Origin of the sequence: Pseudomonas sp. v388, assembly GCF_003935425.1 — a bacterium.
Lineage (GTDB): Bacteria > Pseudomonadota > Gammaproteobacteria > Pseudomonadales > Pseudomonadaceae > Aquipseudomonas.
In genome coordinates this window covers 859703-873711 of sequence record NZ_RHQN01000001.1, presented here as the reverse complement: position 1 = coordinate 873711, position 14009 = coordinate 859703, and the positions used below count along the sequence as shown (strand labels likewise).

Below are 14009 nucleotides of genomic sequence, written 5' to 3'. Positions count from 1 at the left end.
GTCCCTTAGCCGCGTGGCGCGGTGGCGCTGGCGAGTTTGACGACCGCTTTGGGCGTCACTTGTGGCAGGTTGCTGGCTTCGAGGGCCTGGCGTTGTTTGAGCAGCAGCGCCAGGGTGTCGGCGCTGGCCATCGGAGTCACTTCAGGGTCCACCGGCTGGCCGGGACGCACGCGTTGCAGGCCCTTGACCACAATGGTGTCGTCCTTGGCCAGGCCGCTGCGCACGATGCGCAAGCCTTCGATCTTCGGCCCCAGTTCAACGGCGCGATACGAAGGCTTGTTGTCCTTGTCCATGACCAGCACGAATTTCTTGCCCAGGTCGGTGCCGACCGCTTCGTCGGTGATCAGCACGGCGGAGTAGGTGCCGCTGCCGACCAGCTTGAGGCGGGCGTACAGGCCAGGAGTAAAGCTACCGTCAGTGTTGTCGAACACGGCACGACCGCGGATGGTGCCGGTGCGCGGATTGACCTGGTTGTCGATGAAATTCATCTGGCCCAGGTGCGGGTTGCCGGTTTCAGTAGACAGCCCCAGGTACACCGGGGTGGTCTGGCCGCGCTGGCCTTTGCGAGCCAGCTCGGTGTACTTGAGGAACACGCGTTCATCGGCATCGAAATAGGCATACACCTTGTCGGTGGAGACCACGCTGGTCAGCGGTGTGACGTCGGCGGTGACGATGTTGCCGGCGGTGATCTCGGCGCGGCTGACGCGGCCGGTGATCGGCGCGGTCACCCGGGTGAAGCTCAGATTCAGGCGAGCCAGGTCCAGTTGCGCCTGAATGGCGGCGACCCCGGCTTTCGCTTCCTGCGCGGCGGTGGCGCGGGAGTCGGCCAGTTCCGCGGAAATGGCATTGTTGGTGCGCAACCGCTCACCGCGCTCGGCTTCGTTCTGACTGCGAGTCGCTACGGCGCGGGCCTGTTGCAGTTGGGCTTCAAGACGGCGGACTTCAGACTGGAACGGCCGCGGGTCGATCTGGAACAGCAGGTCCCCTTTCTTGACCAGCGAGCCGTCGGTAAAGGCCACCTGATCGATCTGCCCCGACACCCGCGGGCGCACTTCGACGGTTTCCGGCGCTTCGAGACGCCCGGTGAACTCGTCCCACTCATTGACGGGTTGTTCCAGCACCTTGGCAACGCTGACCTTGGCGGCCGCCGGCGCAGTGGTCGCCTCAGGCGCACGCCCGCAGGCGCTTATCACGATCAGGGCCAGGGCGGTGAGGGGATAGCGCAGATGGGAGAATGACTGAGACATGGGAAAATCCGCCGATAGTAGGAATGGACGGATTCTGTTGCGCCGGGGGTGTTATTAACGAATCGAATAAAACGAAGGTTAATATCATTCGTATTGATAAATCTTTTTTTAAGATTGGCCCGGCCGATGCGCGCGCCGGGGCTTATTCAGATCGCCACGAACAAGCCTCAATAACTTCGCCTGCCTCATTGCGCCTTCCGGCGACTGGAAGCTGGCGCCGGCCTGCGACGTGACCTTCTGATTTGCCCAGCTGACAGCATGCGCCCGGTGCGGACGGCCGCTGTTCACAGGCTGTCCGGATCCCCGAAAAACATCTGAATCCTGGACCTTAACCAGCGCTCGCCCGGATCGTTATCCTGCGCGCCGCGCCAGGCCATGTGCAGTTCGAAGGTGCGGCTCTCCAGCGGCAAGTCTTCGGAGCGTACGCCGCCGGCGGCAGTCAGCACCTGGGCGGCGTAGTCGGGCACGGTGGCGATGATATCGGTGCCGGTCAGCAGCGTGGCCAGGCCATTGAACTGGGGCACGGCCAGCACCACATGGCGCTTGCGGTCCATCTCGGCCAAGTACTCGTCGATGAACCCGCTCAGGTCGCCGGCGAATGAGACCAGGGCGTGGGGCCGGGCGCAGAAGTCGTCCAGCGACAGCCGGCCGGGAATCGAGTCGGCGCGCAGCAGTTGCGGCTTGCTGCGGCGCAGCACTTTGCGCTTGGCGTTGGCCGGCAGGTCCTGGGTGTAACTGACACCCACCGAGATCTCCCCGGACGCCAGCAGCGCCGGCATCAGGATGTAATTGACCCGGCGGATCACCAGCACGATACCCGGCGCTTCGGAGCGCAGGCGTTTGAGCAGGGTAGGCAGCAGGGCAAACTCGACGTCGTCGGACAGGCCGATACGAAACACCGCATTGCTGGTGGCCGGGTCGAACTCCGAAGCGCGGCTGACCGCCGTCGAAATCGAATCCAGCGCCGGCGACAGCAGGCCGAAGATCTCGGTAGCGCGGGCGGTGGGCTCCATGCTGCGCCCGGTACGGACGAACAGAGGGTCGTCGAACAGGCCGCGCAGGCGAGACAACGCGGCGCTGATCGCCGGCTGCCCGAGGAACAGCTTCTCCGCGGCACGGGTGACACTTCGCTCATGCATCAGGGTTTCGAAAACGATGAGCAGATTCAGGTCGACGCGACGCAGGTCGTTGCGATTCATACAGGAGGTCCCGGGCCATGGGTCGAGGGTGAACGGAAGCAGGTTGCGATAGTACGAGCAAATGCCGATCCGGCGCACCGAAAAATTCCTTTGTTGTGTAGGACATCGCCCGAAATCCCCTTGAGGTTGCAATGTTGAGTGCAGATGCGAACAATGGCGGCCGATCGCACATCCAGGCACGGGCGTGGTCTGACTCGTCATGCGGCCTGTGCAACACAATCGACGGCAGGCATGTCGACTATTAATAGCCACTGATAGTGTTACCGGCAGCGCCCGGATAGAGTTCATGGCATCAAGGTTTCCAAGGCGAGGTTCTAAATGTCCCGCATGATCCGTTTTCACCAGTTTGGCCCGGCCGAGGTGCTCAAGGTCGAAGAGCACCCTGCCGCGCTGCCTGCTCCCGGCGAGGTGCAGGTGCGTGTGCAGGCCATCGGCATCAGCTGGTATGACGTACTCTGGCGGCAAAATCTTGCGTCGACCCAGGCGCGCTTGCCGGCGGGCCTGGGCTATGAGATGGCCGGCGTGGTCACCGCGCTGGGCACTGGCGTAGACGATCTGGCGGTAGGCGACCGGGTGGCCAGCTTTCCGGCGGCCGACCCCAATCAGCATCCGGCCTATGGCGAAGTCATTGTGCTGCCGCGCGGTGCGCTGACCCGTTATCCGGATCTGCTGTCGCCGGTCGAGGCCAGCGTGCACTACACGCCGTTTCTCAATGCGTACTTTGCCTACGTGGATCTGGCACGGATCAAGGCAGGCCAGTGCGCCCTGATCACCGATGCCAGTCATTGCGCCGGTCCCAACTTCGTGCAACTGGGCAAGGCGCTGGGCGTGCGGGTGATCGCCGCCACCAAGACGGCCGATGCGCGGGACTATCTGTTGTCCCTGGGCGCGGACAAAGTGGTGGTGACCGAGGAGCAGGACCTGCTGCTGGCGGTCAACAAGTTCACCGAAGGCCGGGGTGTGGACGCGGTGTTCGACGGGCTGGGTGGCCCGCAGATGTCGATCATGGGCGATGTGCTTGCGCCCCGTGGCAGCCTGGTGCTGTACGGCCTGCAAGGCGGCAACCAGACGCCGTTTCCGGCCTGCGCCGCGTTCCAGAAGAACATCCAGTTTTTCGTGCACTGCCTGAGCAACTTCACCGGCAAGCCGGAGCTGGCGATTACCCAGGATGCCGAGGCGCTGCAGCGTGCGTTGCGCGACATCAACCAGCTGACCGCCGACCGGGTGCTCAAGCCCTTGCAGACGCGTACCTTTGCCTTCGAGCAGGTCGTCCAGGCGCACCGTTACATGGACAACTGCCCCATCGGTGGCCGTGCGGTGCTTGAACTTGCCGCCGACGCCGAATAATCGTTACTCAGGTCTTGAAAGCCTTCCACCTGCGGAAGGCTTTTTTTATGGCCGATTGAAAAGCCAGGTGGATGGAAAGTTTAAACTTTGCCGGGATAAAGAGTGCGCGTTTAATCAGCCGATGAATCGTGTTTATCGGCGGCGGTAAATGCCGCCATTGTGAAATGGCGGCATTCCTACTCAGGCGAAGTATTGCCACGCAGGCGTGGGTCGCCTGCGCCGAACGAGCGTCCGTTTGAACTTTCGGTGGCGGGTGTCTGCCACGCGGCTGCGGACGCCGGGGACTGGCTTGATGCCCGCGTGGGCAAGGGGTTTGCCCGGCGTGCGGTGTCTGGAAGGTGATTAAACAAAGTGTTTTCGGCGCGCCTGATAATACGCGCAGCTGTACTGTTTTTGCCCGGTATCTGTGCATTGTAATCGCCGGGAAGATACTGATAATAGTTGGGTAATTATTACTCAGGGAATGAGTCATGCGCGATTATAAACCCGGTTGCCAACCTGATATCCATCACCGCCCCGACGCCGCGCCGCGTCTACAACCAAGGGTGGGCAAGACACGATGAGCACTATCCACGAGCAAGCGATGAATTATGTCTACCAACAAGTGCTGCAACGCCTGTTGGGTTACTTCACGCGCGCTGAACGTACCGCATTGCAGTTGCTGATCCAGCGCCTGATCGTGGCGGCGGGCGGCATCGAGCGAATCTCCAGTTTCAAGGCGCTGGTGACCTTCGGCGGCGGCAAGGACAGCGCCTACACCCTGGCCTTCATGCGCGCCGCGCAACTGAGCATTGCCTGCCGCGCGCCGGGCACCTTCAAGCTGCGAGTCGCCACCCTGCGCCACGTGGGCATCACGCCGGCCGTGATGGACAATATCCATCGCACCTACTCGGCCTTGTTTCTGTACGACGACCCGCGTGTCGAAATGCTGGTCATGGACAACCAGTACACCCAGGCCTTCGAGCGGGACCTGCCGCTGTCCAGCGCCGGACGGGAACAGAACCGTTCGGACATGCTGGTGGCCGGGCATCTGTCGGCAGGCGACGGGCGCAGTACGTTCTGTACCCGTTGCTACCTGAACCTGGCGGATTTCCTGGGGCGCGCGGCGTCCTCGGGCGCCGGTGTGGATGCGCTGGTCAGCGGTGATGCGCGCAAGGAACAGAAACACTACGCCACCTGGCTGGCGCGGCTGGCTCAAGGCAATGGCCAGGGCGGCCGCTGGGCGACACAGAGCCTGGGCGGCGCGTTGCGTCTGGTGGAGGGCATCGGCCAGGCCTGGCATCAGGCGTTGTACGCCGACGACGATGAAGGTGGCGGCCAGGCGCCGCGCCCCCTTTTGCAGGGCAATCGGGGCACGCTGCCGGCGCTGGTGCCCATCGCCGATCTGGTCAGTTGCAAGGTCGATGAGCACTGGAACCTGCTGACTGAATTCCTCGGTTTTCGCTTCGATGACCTGGCCTTCAGCTTCAGCGAATCGGACTGCGCCAACCCGTTGCTGATGGCGCATATGCGCGGGCTCAAGGCCCAGTACCTGCAGCAGCGAAGCTACGCCGACGGTATCGCCGAATACCTGGAACTGGCGAACAGGCTGATGCGGCGCAAGCAGATGCCGCCCCGGCTGATAGAGCAGGCGCTGGGCGCGTACCGCGGCGCCGAGCGCCTGGAAGCGCGGCGCGAACTGGCGGCAAGCTATGCCCAGGAGGGCTTCGGCCTGAACGAGTCGCAACTGGTGTGCATGCTGTTCTCGCCGTTCGTGGACCAGGGCCGCGAGCTGGAAACTTTCCTGCGCCGCTGTCATCCGGGCATGCTGGTGGCCCTGCCGGACCTGCACAAGGCGCTGCAAGGCAGTGGCGCGCCGGATCAGGTGCTGCAATGGCTGACCGATATCAGCGGCATGAGCCTCAAGGGGTTGAATGCGCTCTACCGCAAACAGCGGGTGGACTTCAGCGATACCCACTCGATCATCGCCCGGATCCGCGCCTCGGACCCGGACAAGTGCCGCATCCGCACGGTCGATCCGCTGACCGGGCAGGCGACCGTCGAGGTCGTGTCCGGGCGCTGAGCCCACTCGCTGTTTAACCCCCCTTTCGTCATCGGCAATGGCGGCTGCCCGTACCGGCAGTTGCCTTTGCGCCGTTGTCTTTGCGTGCACTCGCCGATGCGCTCGGCTGCTCCATGAGTAAGTTGTGCCATGAATAATAAAACCGACTTCGCCTATCAGGCGGTCTATCGCTACATCGTGCGCCTGGTCAACGAGGTGCAGGCCGACTCCACCAGGAAGCTGCCGTCGCTGCGTCAGTTGGCGCGCCGCCTGCGGGTTTCGATCTCCACCATACAGAGCGCCTACGCGTTGCTGGAGAAAGAAGGACGGGTATGCTCGGTGCCCAAGTCGGGCTACTTTGCGGTGCCGGTCAGTGCCGGCGATGAGCCGCTGACGGAAGCCGCCGAAGACAGTCCGATGGACCTGTTCTACCGCCATGCACGGCGTCCCGGCATGGCGCTGCTAGGCAACGACGAACCGACTTTACTGCAGTCCCTGCAAGGCCAGTTGCTGGTGATCGAGCGCGAGCTGCTTCGGCATTGTCCGCGGCCGCTGGACCCAGGCTTCCAGCCTTTCGGCGACCTGGAACTGCGCATCGCGCTGGCCGCACGCTACACCTGTGATGCGCAGCGCTGCTGGTATCCCGAGAACGTCTACGTCGGCCCCGACCTGCTGGGCATGCTCAAGGCGGCGGTAGAGATCCTGCAGCTGCGCGGCGCCACGGTGCTGGTGGAATCCCCGTGCCCGTGGGCGCTGTTGCGCCTGTTGCAGTCGCTCGGCGTGCAAGTGGTCGAGCTGCCGCTGGATGCCGGCGGCGCCATCAACGTGCAGCAACTGGACCAGTTGCTGCACCAGGCGCCGGTCGGGCTGGCGATCCTGTCATCCTCGATCAATCCGGTGCGAGGCAGTAGCCTGCCACTGCGCAACCGACAGGCCGTGGCGCAGGTGCTCAATAGTCATCAGGTCTGGGTCATGGAGAACGACAGCCACGGTGACCTGGCCTTTGTCGTGGGTCGTACCCGGTTGCGGGACCTGATCGACCCGCAGCGGCTGTTGATCGTCGGCGCGTTCGACAAGACCCTGAGTCCGGAAGCCCCCTATGGCTACCTGCTGTGTCGTCAGTTTCCGGTTCAGTGGCAGCACTACTTTCTGCTGCGCGCATTCGAGATCCCACCGCTGCGTCAGAAAGCCATTGCCCGGCTATGCAGCAGCGGACGGCTCGACGAACATTTGCACCAGCTGCGGCAGTTACTGTCACAGCGCATGCTGGCCATGGCGCAGCTGCTGGACGAGCATCTGGGAGCGCTGATCCATTATCAGACCCCCGAAGGCGGCGGCGCGATCTGGGCGCAGAGCACGCATCGCGTGGACATGCGCGCGGTGTACCGCAATCTGTTGCAGCAACGCATCGTCACCACCCCCGGCGAACTGTTCAGCCTCGGCGGGCTGCACGCCCAGCACCTGCGCATCAGCTATACCGTCGATTGGCGCCAGGATTTGCCGCGCTTGCTCACGGCGCTGGGTGACGCGTTGCGCCAGGCGCGCCGACCATGAGGGTGATTGATACAGGCCGTCGATCCATTTGTATTTGCCACAGGCGGGTCCGGGCTGGTATCTGTACGCCCATCCAGTACCGCCAGCCCATGGTTTTCCCGCGCAGTGACCCTCACGATCCCCATCGATCCCGACACCAGCCCCGCATCCGTTGCACCTGAAGCCACCGCTGGTATAGAGGCCGAGGCCGATTGCTACGTCGTGGCGGTGCGGGCGCTGTGCGAGTTCACCGCCAAGATCGGCGACCTGGACCTGCGTTTCACGCCATCGCCCACCGCTCAGGAAGGGATCGCTGGACATCGCACGGTGGCGTCGCGGCGCAGTGCCGATTATCAGGCCGAGGTGTCGTTGAGCGGCGACTATCGCGAGCTGCGGGTCCGGGGCAGGGCGGATGGCTATGATGCCGCCGGCAATCAGCTGGAAGAGGTGAAAACCTACCGGGGGGAGTTCGACGCCATCCCCGCCAACCATCGGCAACTGCACTGGGCGCAGGTCAAGGTCTACGGCTGGTTGCTATGCCGACAGTTACAACTGAGTGAAGTGACCCTGGCGCTGGTGTATTTCAACATCGTCACCGAGCGGGAAACCGTGCTGCGCGAGCACTACCGGGCCGAAACCCTGGGCGAGTTCTTTACCCGGCAATGCGAGGTATTTCTGCAGTGGGCGCGGCAGGAGCTCAAACACCGGCGCGAGCTCGATCAAGGACTGCTCGGGCTGGCGTTCCCTCACCCTGAATTTCGCACCGGGCAGCGTACCCTCGCCGAATCGGTGTACAAGGCCGCCAGCACCGGGCGTTGCCTGATGGCCCAGGCGCCAACCGGGATCGGCAAGACCATCGGCACCTTGTTTCCCCTGCTCAAGGCCCGGCCCGGGCAAAAGCTGGACAAGGTGTTTTTCCTGACCGCCAAGACCCCCGGCCGCAAACTGGCGCTGGACGCGCTGACGGTGATCGGCGAAAGCGCGCCGCAGCTCAATCTTCGCGTGCTGGAACTGGTGGCGCGGGACAAGGCCTGCGAGCATCCGGACAAAGCCTGTCACGGCGATTCCTGTCCACTGGCCAAGGGTTTTTATGATCGCTTGCCGGCTGCGCGACTGGCCGCCGTGCAGGTTGCCAGGCTGGACCAGGCCCGCCTGCGGGAGGTGGCGCTGGAGCATCAGGTCTGCCCGTATTACCTGAGCCAGGAGCTGGCGCGCTGGGCGGATGTGGTGATCGGTGACTACAACTATTACTTCGACCTGAGCGCCATGCTGTTCGGCCTGGCCCAGCTCAATCAATGGCGCGTCGCGGTGCTGGTGGACGAGGCGCACAACATGGTCGAGCGCACGCGCAGCATGTACAGCGCCAGTCTCGACCAGCAGCGTCTGAACGAATTGCGCCAGTCGGCTCCGGTGGTGTTGAAGAAGCCTCTGGACCGCCTCAATCGCCAGTGGAACGCGCTGCACAAGGAGCAAATCGCGCCTTACCAGGCGTACCGCGACGTGCCGATCAAGTTCGTCGACAGCCTGAACCTGTGCATGACCGCCCTGGGCGATTACTTCAACGAGCATCCGCAGGCGGTAGAGGGCGCGTTGCAGAACTTCTACTTCGAGGCCATCGGTTTCGCGCGGATCGCCGAGCTGTTCGACGAACACTTCATCTTCGACATTGCCAAGCGCGACATTGGACGCAGTCGCAGCCTGTCGCGCCTGAGCTTGCGCAATGTGGTGCCGGCCAAGTTCATCCAGCCCCGCTTGACGGCAGCGCGCACCACGGTGCTGTTCTCAGCAACCCTCAGGCCTGGGCAGTATTACGCTGACTTGCTGGGCCTGCCGGCCACTACCGCGTGGATCGACGTCGAGTCGCCGTTCCACCACGCGCAGCTGGATGTGCGTATCGTCAGCCGCATCTCCACGCGCTTTGCCCATCGTCAGGCGTCGCTGGCGCCGATCGTCGCACTGATGGCCGACACGTTTCGCGAACGGCCCGGCAACTACCTGGCGTTTTTCAGCAGCTTCGATTACCTGCAACAGGTGGCCGAGCTGCTGCAACGCGAGCATCCGGACATCACCCTGTGGCAGCAGGCGCGGGGCATGAGTGAAGGTGAGCGCCAGGGCTTTCTCGACCGCTTCACCCTTGAGAGCCGGGGCATCGGCTTCGCGGTGCTGGGCGGCGCGTTCGGCGAAGGCATCGATCTGCCCGGCGCGCGCTTGATCGGTGCGTTCATTGCCACGCTGGGGCTGCCGCAGCTCAACCCGGTCAATGAGCAATTCAAACAGCGCATGGCCGGGCTGTACGGCGCAGGCTACGATTACACCTACCTTTTCCCCGGTGTGCAGAAAGTGGTCCAGGCAGCGGGCAGGGTAATCCGCAGTCAAAGCGACCAGGGCGTCGTCATGTTGATCGATGACCGTTTCGCCGAACCCAAGGTCCAACATTTACTGCCTGACTGGTGGCGGCTAGATCGATCAGAGACTTAGGGATCGATAAACAAGCGTTGCGGTCGAACTGCCAGTAAACTGCCACACCTCGAATTTTCCGCGTTGCGGCCTGGTACGGGTCGCCGCGCTCTGTCTTCCGAAACCGTTTCTCCATGGAGGTTTGTATGAGTCTCAGTCCATTCGCCGGCAAGCTGGCACCTGCGCAGTTACTGGTCGATATCCCGCGGCTGGTCACGGCTTATTACACCGGTCAGCCGGACGCGTCGGTTTCGACCCAGCGCGTGGCCTTCGGCACGTCCGGCCACCGGGGTACGTCGCTGGAGCTGAGCTTCAACGAATGGCACGTCCTGGCGATCAGCCAGGCAATCTGCTTGTATCGCCAGGCCAAGGGCATCGACGGCCCGCTGTTCCTCGGCGCCGACACCCACGCACTGTCCACACCGGCCGCCGCCACCGCGCTGGAAGTGCTGGCCGCCAACGGGGTGCAGGTGATGATCTCCGAAGGCGACGAATACACCCCGACGCCGGCCGTTTCCCACGCGATCATCTGCTACAACCGTGGCCGGACTTCGGGCCTGGCCGACGGCATCGTCATCACCCCGTCGCACAATCCGCCGCAGAGCGGTGGCTTCAAGTACAACCCGCCCAATGGCGGCCCGGCCGACAGCGATGTCACCAAGTGGATCGAGAACAAGGCCAACGAGCTGCTGGCCGAGAAAGTCCTGGGCGTTTCGCGCATCAGCCATGAAAAGGCCCTGCGCGCCGACACCACTCACCGCCATGACTACGTAAACACCTACGTGGCCGACCTGAAGAATGTCATCGACCTGGACGCGATCCGTAACGCCGGCCTGCGCCTGGGCGTGGACCCGCTGGGCGGCGCCGGTGTGCGCTACTGGTCGGCCATCGGCGAGCACTACGGCCTGAACCTGGACGTGGTCAATCCGTTCGTCGACGCCACCTTCCGCTTCATGAGCGTGGACTGGGATGGCCAGATCCGCATGGACCCATCCTCCAGCCACGCGATGCAAAGCCTGATCGGCCTCAAAGACCGCTACCAGATCGCCTTCGCCTGCGACCCGGACCACGACCGCCACGGCATCGTGACCCCGACCGGCGGGCTGATGACCCCCAACAGTTACCTGGCCGTGTCCATCGACTATCTGTTCCAGAACCGCCCGGACTGGCGCGCCGACGCGGCGGTGGGCAAGACCGTGGTCAGCAGCGGCATGATCGACCGGGTTACGGCACGTCTGGGTCGTCGCCTGTATGAAGTGCCGGTGGGCTTCAAGTATTTCGCTGACGGGCTGTTCGACGGTTCACTGGGCTTTGGCGGTGAAGAGAGCGCTGGTGCGTCGTTCCTGCGCCGCGACGGCACGGTCTGGACCACCGACAAGGACGGCCTGATTCCGGCATTGCTGGCGGCGGAAATCACCGCCACTCAGGGCCGTGACCCCAGCGAGCTGTATCGCAGCATGACCGACGAACTGGGTGAACCGTTCTCGACCCGCGTCGACGCCAAGGCCAATCCGCAGCAGAAAGCACTGTTGAGCAAGCTGTCGCCAGATCAGGTGACCTCCACCGAACTGGCCGGCGAACCGATCCAGTCGGTGCTGAGCAACGCGCCGGGCAACGACCAGCCGTTCGGCGGTGTGAAGGTCATGACCGAAAACGGCTGGTTCGCTGCACGCCCTTCGGGCACCGAAGACATCTACAAGATCTACGCCGAAAGCTTCATCGGCGAAGAGCACCTCAAGCGCCTGGTGGCCGAAGCTCAGGTATTGGTGGATGGGGCGATTGCTCCGAAATAAGCGCGGCATTTGCCGTGGTTTGAAAGCCGTTTCGCCAGCGAGCTGGCTCCTATAGGCCGCGCGGTATCTGTGGGAGCCAGCTTGCTGGCGAACGCCAAAACCATCAATCCCGGTAAAACACCTGCACCAGGTGGTAACCGAATTTGCTCTTGATCGGCCCGTGTACGGTGCGCAGGGGTTTCTTGAAGATCACTTGGTCGATGGCGCCGACCATCTGGCCGGGGCGAACTTCGCCCAGGTCGCCGCCGCGCTTGCCGGATGGGCAGGTGGAATGCTTTTTGGCCAGCACATCGAACGCCTCGCCCTTGGCGATGCGCTGCTTGAGTTGTTCGGCCTCTTCGGCAGTCTTCACCAGAATGTGGCGGGCTTGGGCTTTCATGTCGCAATATCACCAGTGGAAAAAGGCTGCCATTATGCCTGTCATTCACGCTTATTCTGAAGTTGGTGTCGATTATGGGTTTTCCAGCGTTGTTGAAGATTCTGGCCAGCCAGGACGGCTCGGATCTTTATCTGTCCACCGGCGCGCCGCCGTGTGCCAAGTTCAACGGCGTGCTCAAGCCGCTGGGCACCGAAACCTTCAAGCCCGGCGAAGTCGCGCAGATCGCCCAGGATCTGATGGATGACGAGCAGAAGCTCGAATTCCAGCGCGAACTGGAGATGAACCTGGCGGTGTCGCTGGCCGGCATCGGGCGTTTCCGTATCAACATTTTCATGCAGCGCAACGAAGTCTCCATCGTGGCCCGCAACATCAAGCTCGATATCCCGCGCTTCGAGGACCTGCACCTGCCGCCGGTGCTGCTCGACGTGATCATGGAGAAGCACGGCCTGGTGCTGTTCGTCGGCGCGACCGGTTCCGGCAAGTCCACCTCCCTGGCCTCGCTGATCGATTACCGCAACCGCCATGCCAGCGGGCATATCATCACCATCGAAGACCCGGTGGAATTCATCCATCGGCACAAGAAATCCATCGTCAACCAGCGCGAAGTCGGCGTCGACACCCGCAGCTTTCACGCGGCCCTGAAAAACACCCTGCGTCAGGCGCCGGACGTGATCCTGATCGGCGAGATCCGTGACCGGGAAACCATGGAACACGCCCTGGCCTTTGCCGACACCGGGCACCTGGCGATTTCCACGCTGCACGCCAACAACGCCAACCAGGCGCTGGACCGCATCATCAACTTCTTTCCCGAAGAACGTCGTGACCAGTTGTTGCATGACCTGGGCAACAACCTCAAGGCGTTCGTTTCCCAGCGGCTGGTCAAGACCACCGATGGCAAGCGTCGCGCTGCGGTGGAGGTGATGATGGGGTCGCCCACCGTCCGTGACCTGATCCATCGCAACCAGCTGACCGAACTCAAAGGCATCATGGAAAAATCCGCCAACCTGGGGATGCGCACCTTTGACACGGCATTGTACGAGCTGGTGGTGGAGGGGGCGATCAGCGAGGAAGAAGCGCTGAAACACGCCGACTCGCAGAACAACCTACGCCTGCGGCTCAAACTGCACAGTGAGGACGGCGTGTCGAGCCTGACCACGCCGCCGCCACCGCCGGTGGCGAGCTCCAGCGACAACCCGGCCGAATGGGGCCTGGTAGAGGAGAAGGACGAGCCGGGCGGTCAGGCCTGATTCATTGCGCCAGCCAGCCGCCGTCCACATTCCAGGCCGCGCCCCGCACCTGGGTCGCGGCATCGCTGCACAGGAACAGCACCAGTTCCCCCAACTGCTGCGGGGTGACGAACTCCAGCGACGGCTGTTTCTCGGCCAATAGATCCTGCCGCGCCTGATCCGGATCGCCACCGCGCTTGTCGATCTGTTGCTGCACCAGCGGCGTCAGTACCCAGCCCGGGCAGATGGCATTGCAGGTCACATTACTGCGCGCGGTCTCCAGGCCCACCACCTTGGTCAGGCCGATCACCCCGTGCTTGGCGGCGACATAGGCCGCCTTGCCGGTCGAGCCCACCAGCCCGTGCACCGAGGCGACATTGACGATTCGCCCCCAGCCTTTGTCGCGCATGCCCGGCAGGCTCAGCCGCATGCTGTGGAACACCGAAGACAGGTTGATGGCGATGATCGAGTCCCAACGTTCGATGGGGAAGTCTTCAACGCTGTCGACGTGCTGGATGCCGGCGTTGTTGACCAGAATGTCCACGCCCCCGAACTCTCGCTGGGCGTAGGCGATCATGTCGGCGATCTGCGCCGGGTCGCTGACGTCGGCCGGGTGGTGGCCGACCTTGCCGCCGAAGCGCTGCACCTCGGTCACCGCCGCCGAGGCGTCGCCGAAGCCGTTGAGGATCAGGTCGGCGCCGGCCTGGGCCAGCACCTGGGCGATGCCCAGGCCAATGCCGCTGGTGGAACCGGTGACCAATGCTGTCTTGCCTTGCAGATTCATGTC

General features: G+C 63.3%; 10 protein-coding genes. 6 read left to right on the top strand and 4 right to left on the bottom strand.

All coding sequences use genetic code 11. From position 1 onward, the window contains the following. Nucleotides 1-5: 5 nt before the first annotated feature. Nucleotides 6-1247, bottom strand: a complete 1242-nt coding sequence (gene mexE, locus EGJ27_RS03880) for a multidrug efflux RND transporter periplasmic adaptor subunit MexE (RefSeq protein ID WP_125829377.1) — start codon at nucleotides 1245-1247, stop codon at nucleotides 6-8. Between the two features lie 284 nt (nucleotides 1248-1531). Beyond that, complete coding sequence (locus EGJ27_RS03875; RefSeq protein WP_125829376.1) at nucleotides 1532-2446, bottom strand: LysR substrate-binding domain-containing protein; 915 nt, start codon at nucleotides 2444-2446, stop codon at nucleotides 1532-1534. Nucleotides 2447-2764: 318 nt separating this feature from the next. On the opposite strand from EGJ27_RS03875, the gene EGJ27_RS03870 reads away from it, so the two are divergent. The 5 genes from EGJ27_RS03870 (at nucleotide 2765) to pgm (ending at nucleotide 11617) form a co-directional block, all read left to right on the top strand. Continuing rightward, nucleotides 2765-3793: a zinc-dependent alcohol dehydrogenase family protein gene (locus tag EGJ27_RS03870; RefSeq protein WP_125829375.1), complete on the top strand. Its 1029-nt coding sequence runs from the start codon at nucleotides 2765-2767 to the stop codon at nucleotides 3791-3793. Between the two features lie 559 nt (nucleotides 3794-4352). Then, nucleotides 4353-5855, top strand: a complete 1503-nt coding sequence (locus tag EGJ27_RS03860) for a hypothetical protein (RefSeq protein WP_125829373.1) — start codon at nucleotides 4353-4355, stop codon at nucleotides 5853-5855. Between the two features lie 129 nt (nucleotides 5856-5984). Further along, nucleotides 5985-7388, top strand: a complete 1404-nt coding sequence (locus EGJ27_RS03855; protein ID WP_125829372.1) for a PLP-dependent aminotransferase family protein — start codon at nucleotides 5985-5987, stop codon at nucleotides 7386-7388. A 105-nt stretch (nucleotides 7389-7493) separates the two neighbouring features. Then, nucleotides 7494-9845: an ATP-dependent DNA helicase gene (locus EGJ27_RS03850; RefSeq protein ID WP_177522920.1), complete on the top strand. Its 2352-nt coding sequence runs from the start codon at nucleotides 7494-7496 to the stop codon at nucleotides 9843-9845. A gap of 125 nt (nucleotides 9846-9970) precedes the next feature. Next, nucleotides 9971-11617, top strand: a complete 1647-nt coding sequence (gene pgm / locus EGJ27_RS03845; RefSeq protein ID WP_125829371.1) for a phosphoglucomutase (alpha-D-glucose-1,6-bisphosphate-dependent) — start codon at nucleotides 9971-9973, stop codon at nucleotides 11615-11617. A 103-nt stretch (nucleotides 11618-11720) separates the two neighbouring features. On the opposite strand, the gene EGJ27_RS03840 is transcribed toward pgm, so the two are convergent. After that, nucleotides 11721-11996: a peptidylprolyl isomerase gene (locus EGJ27_RS03840; RefSeq protein WP_017133756.1), complete on the bottom strand. Its 276-nt coding sequence runs from the start codon at nucleotides 11994-11996 to the stop codon at nucleotides 11721-11723. 74 nt (nucleotides 11997-12070) lie between these two features. Between EGJ27_RS03840 and EGJ27_RS03835 the strand changes: the two genes are divergently transcribed. After that, complete coding sequence (locus tag EGJ27_RS03835) at nucleotides 12071-13243, top strand: PilT/PilU family type 4a pilus ATPase (RefSeq protein ID WP_125829370.1); 1173 nt, start codon at nucleotides 12071-12073, stop codon at nucleotides 13241-13243. 1 nt (nucleotide 13244) lies between these two features. Here EGJ27_RS03835 and EGJ27_RS03830 read toward each other — a convergent pair whose 3' ends face one another. Beyond that, on the bottom strand, nucleotides 13245-14006 hold the full coding sequence (locus tag EGJ27_RS03830; protein WP_125829369.1) for a 3-hydroxybutyrate dehydrogenase: 762 nt from the start codon (nucleotides 14004-14006) through the stop codon (nucleotides 13245-13247). Nucleotides 14007-14009 lie beyond the last annotated feature (3 nt).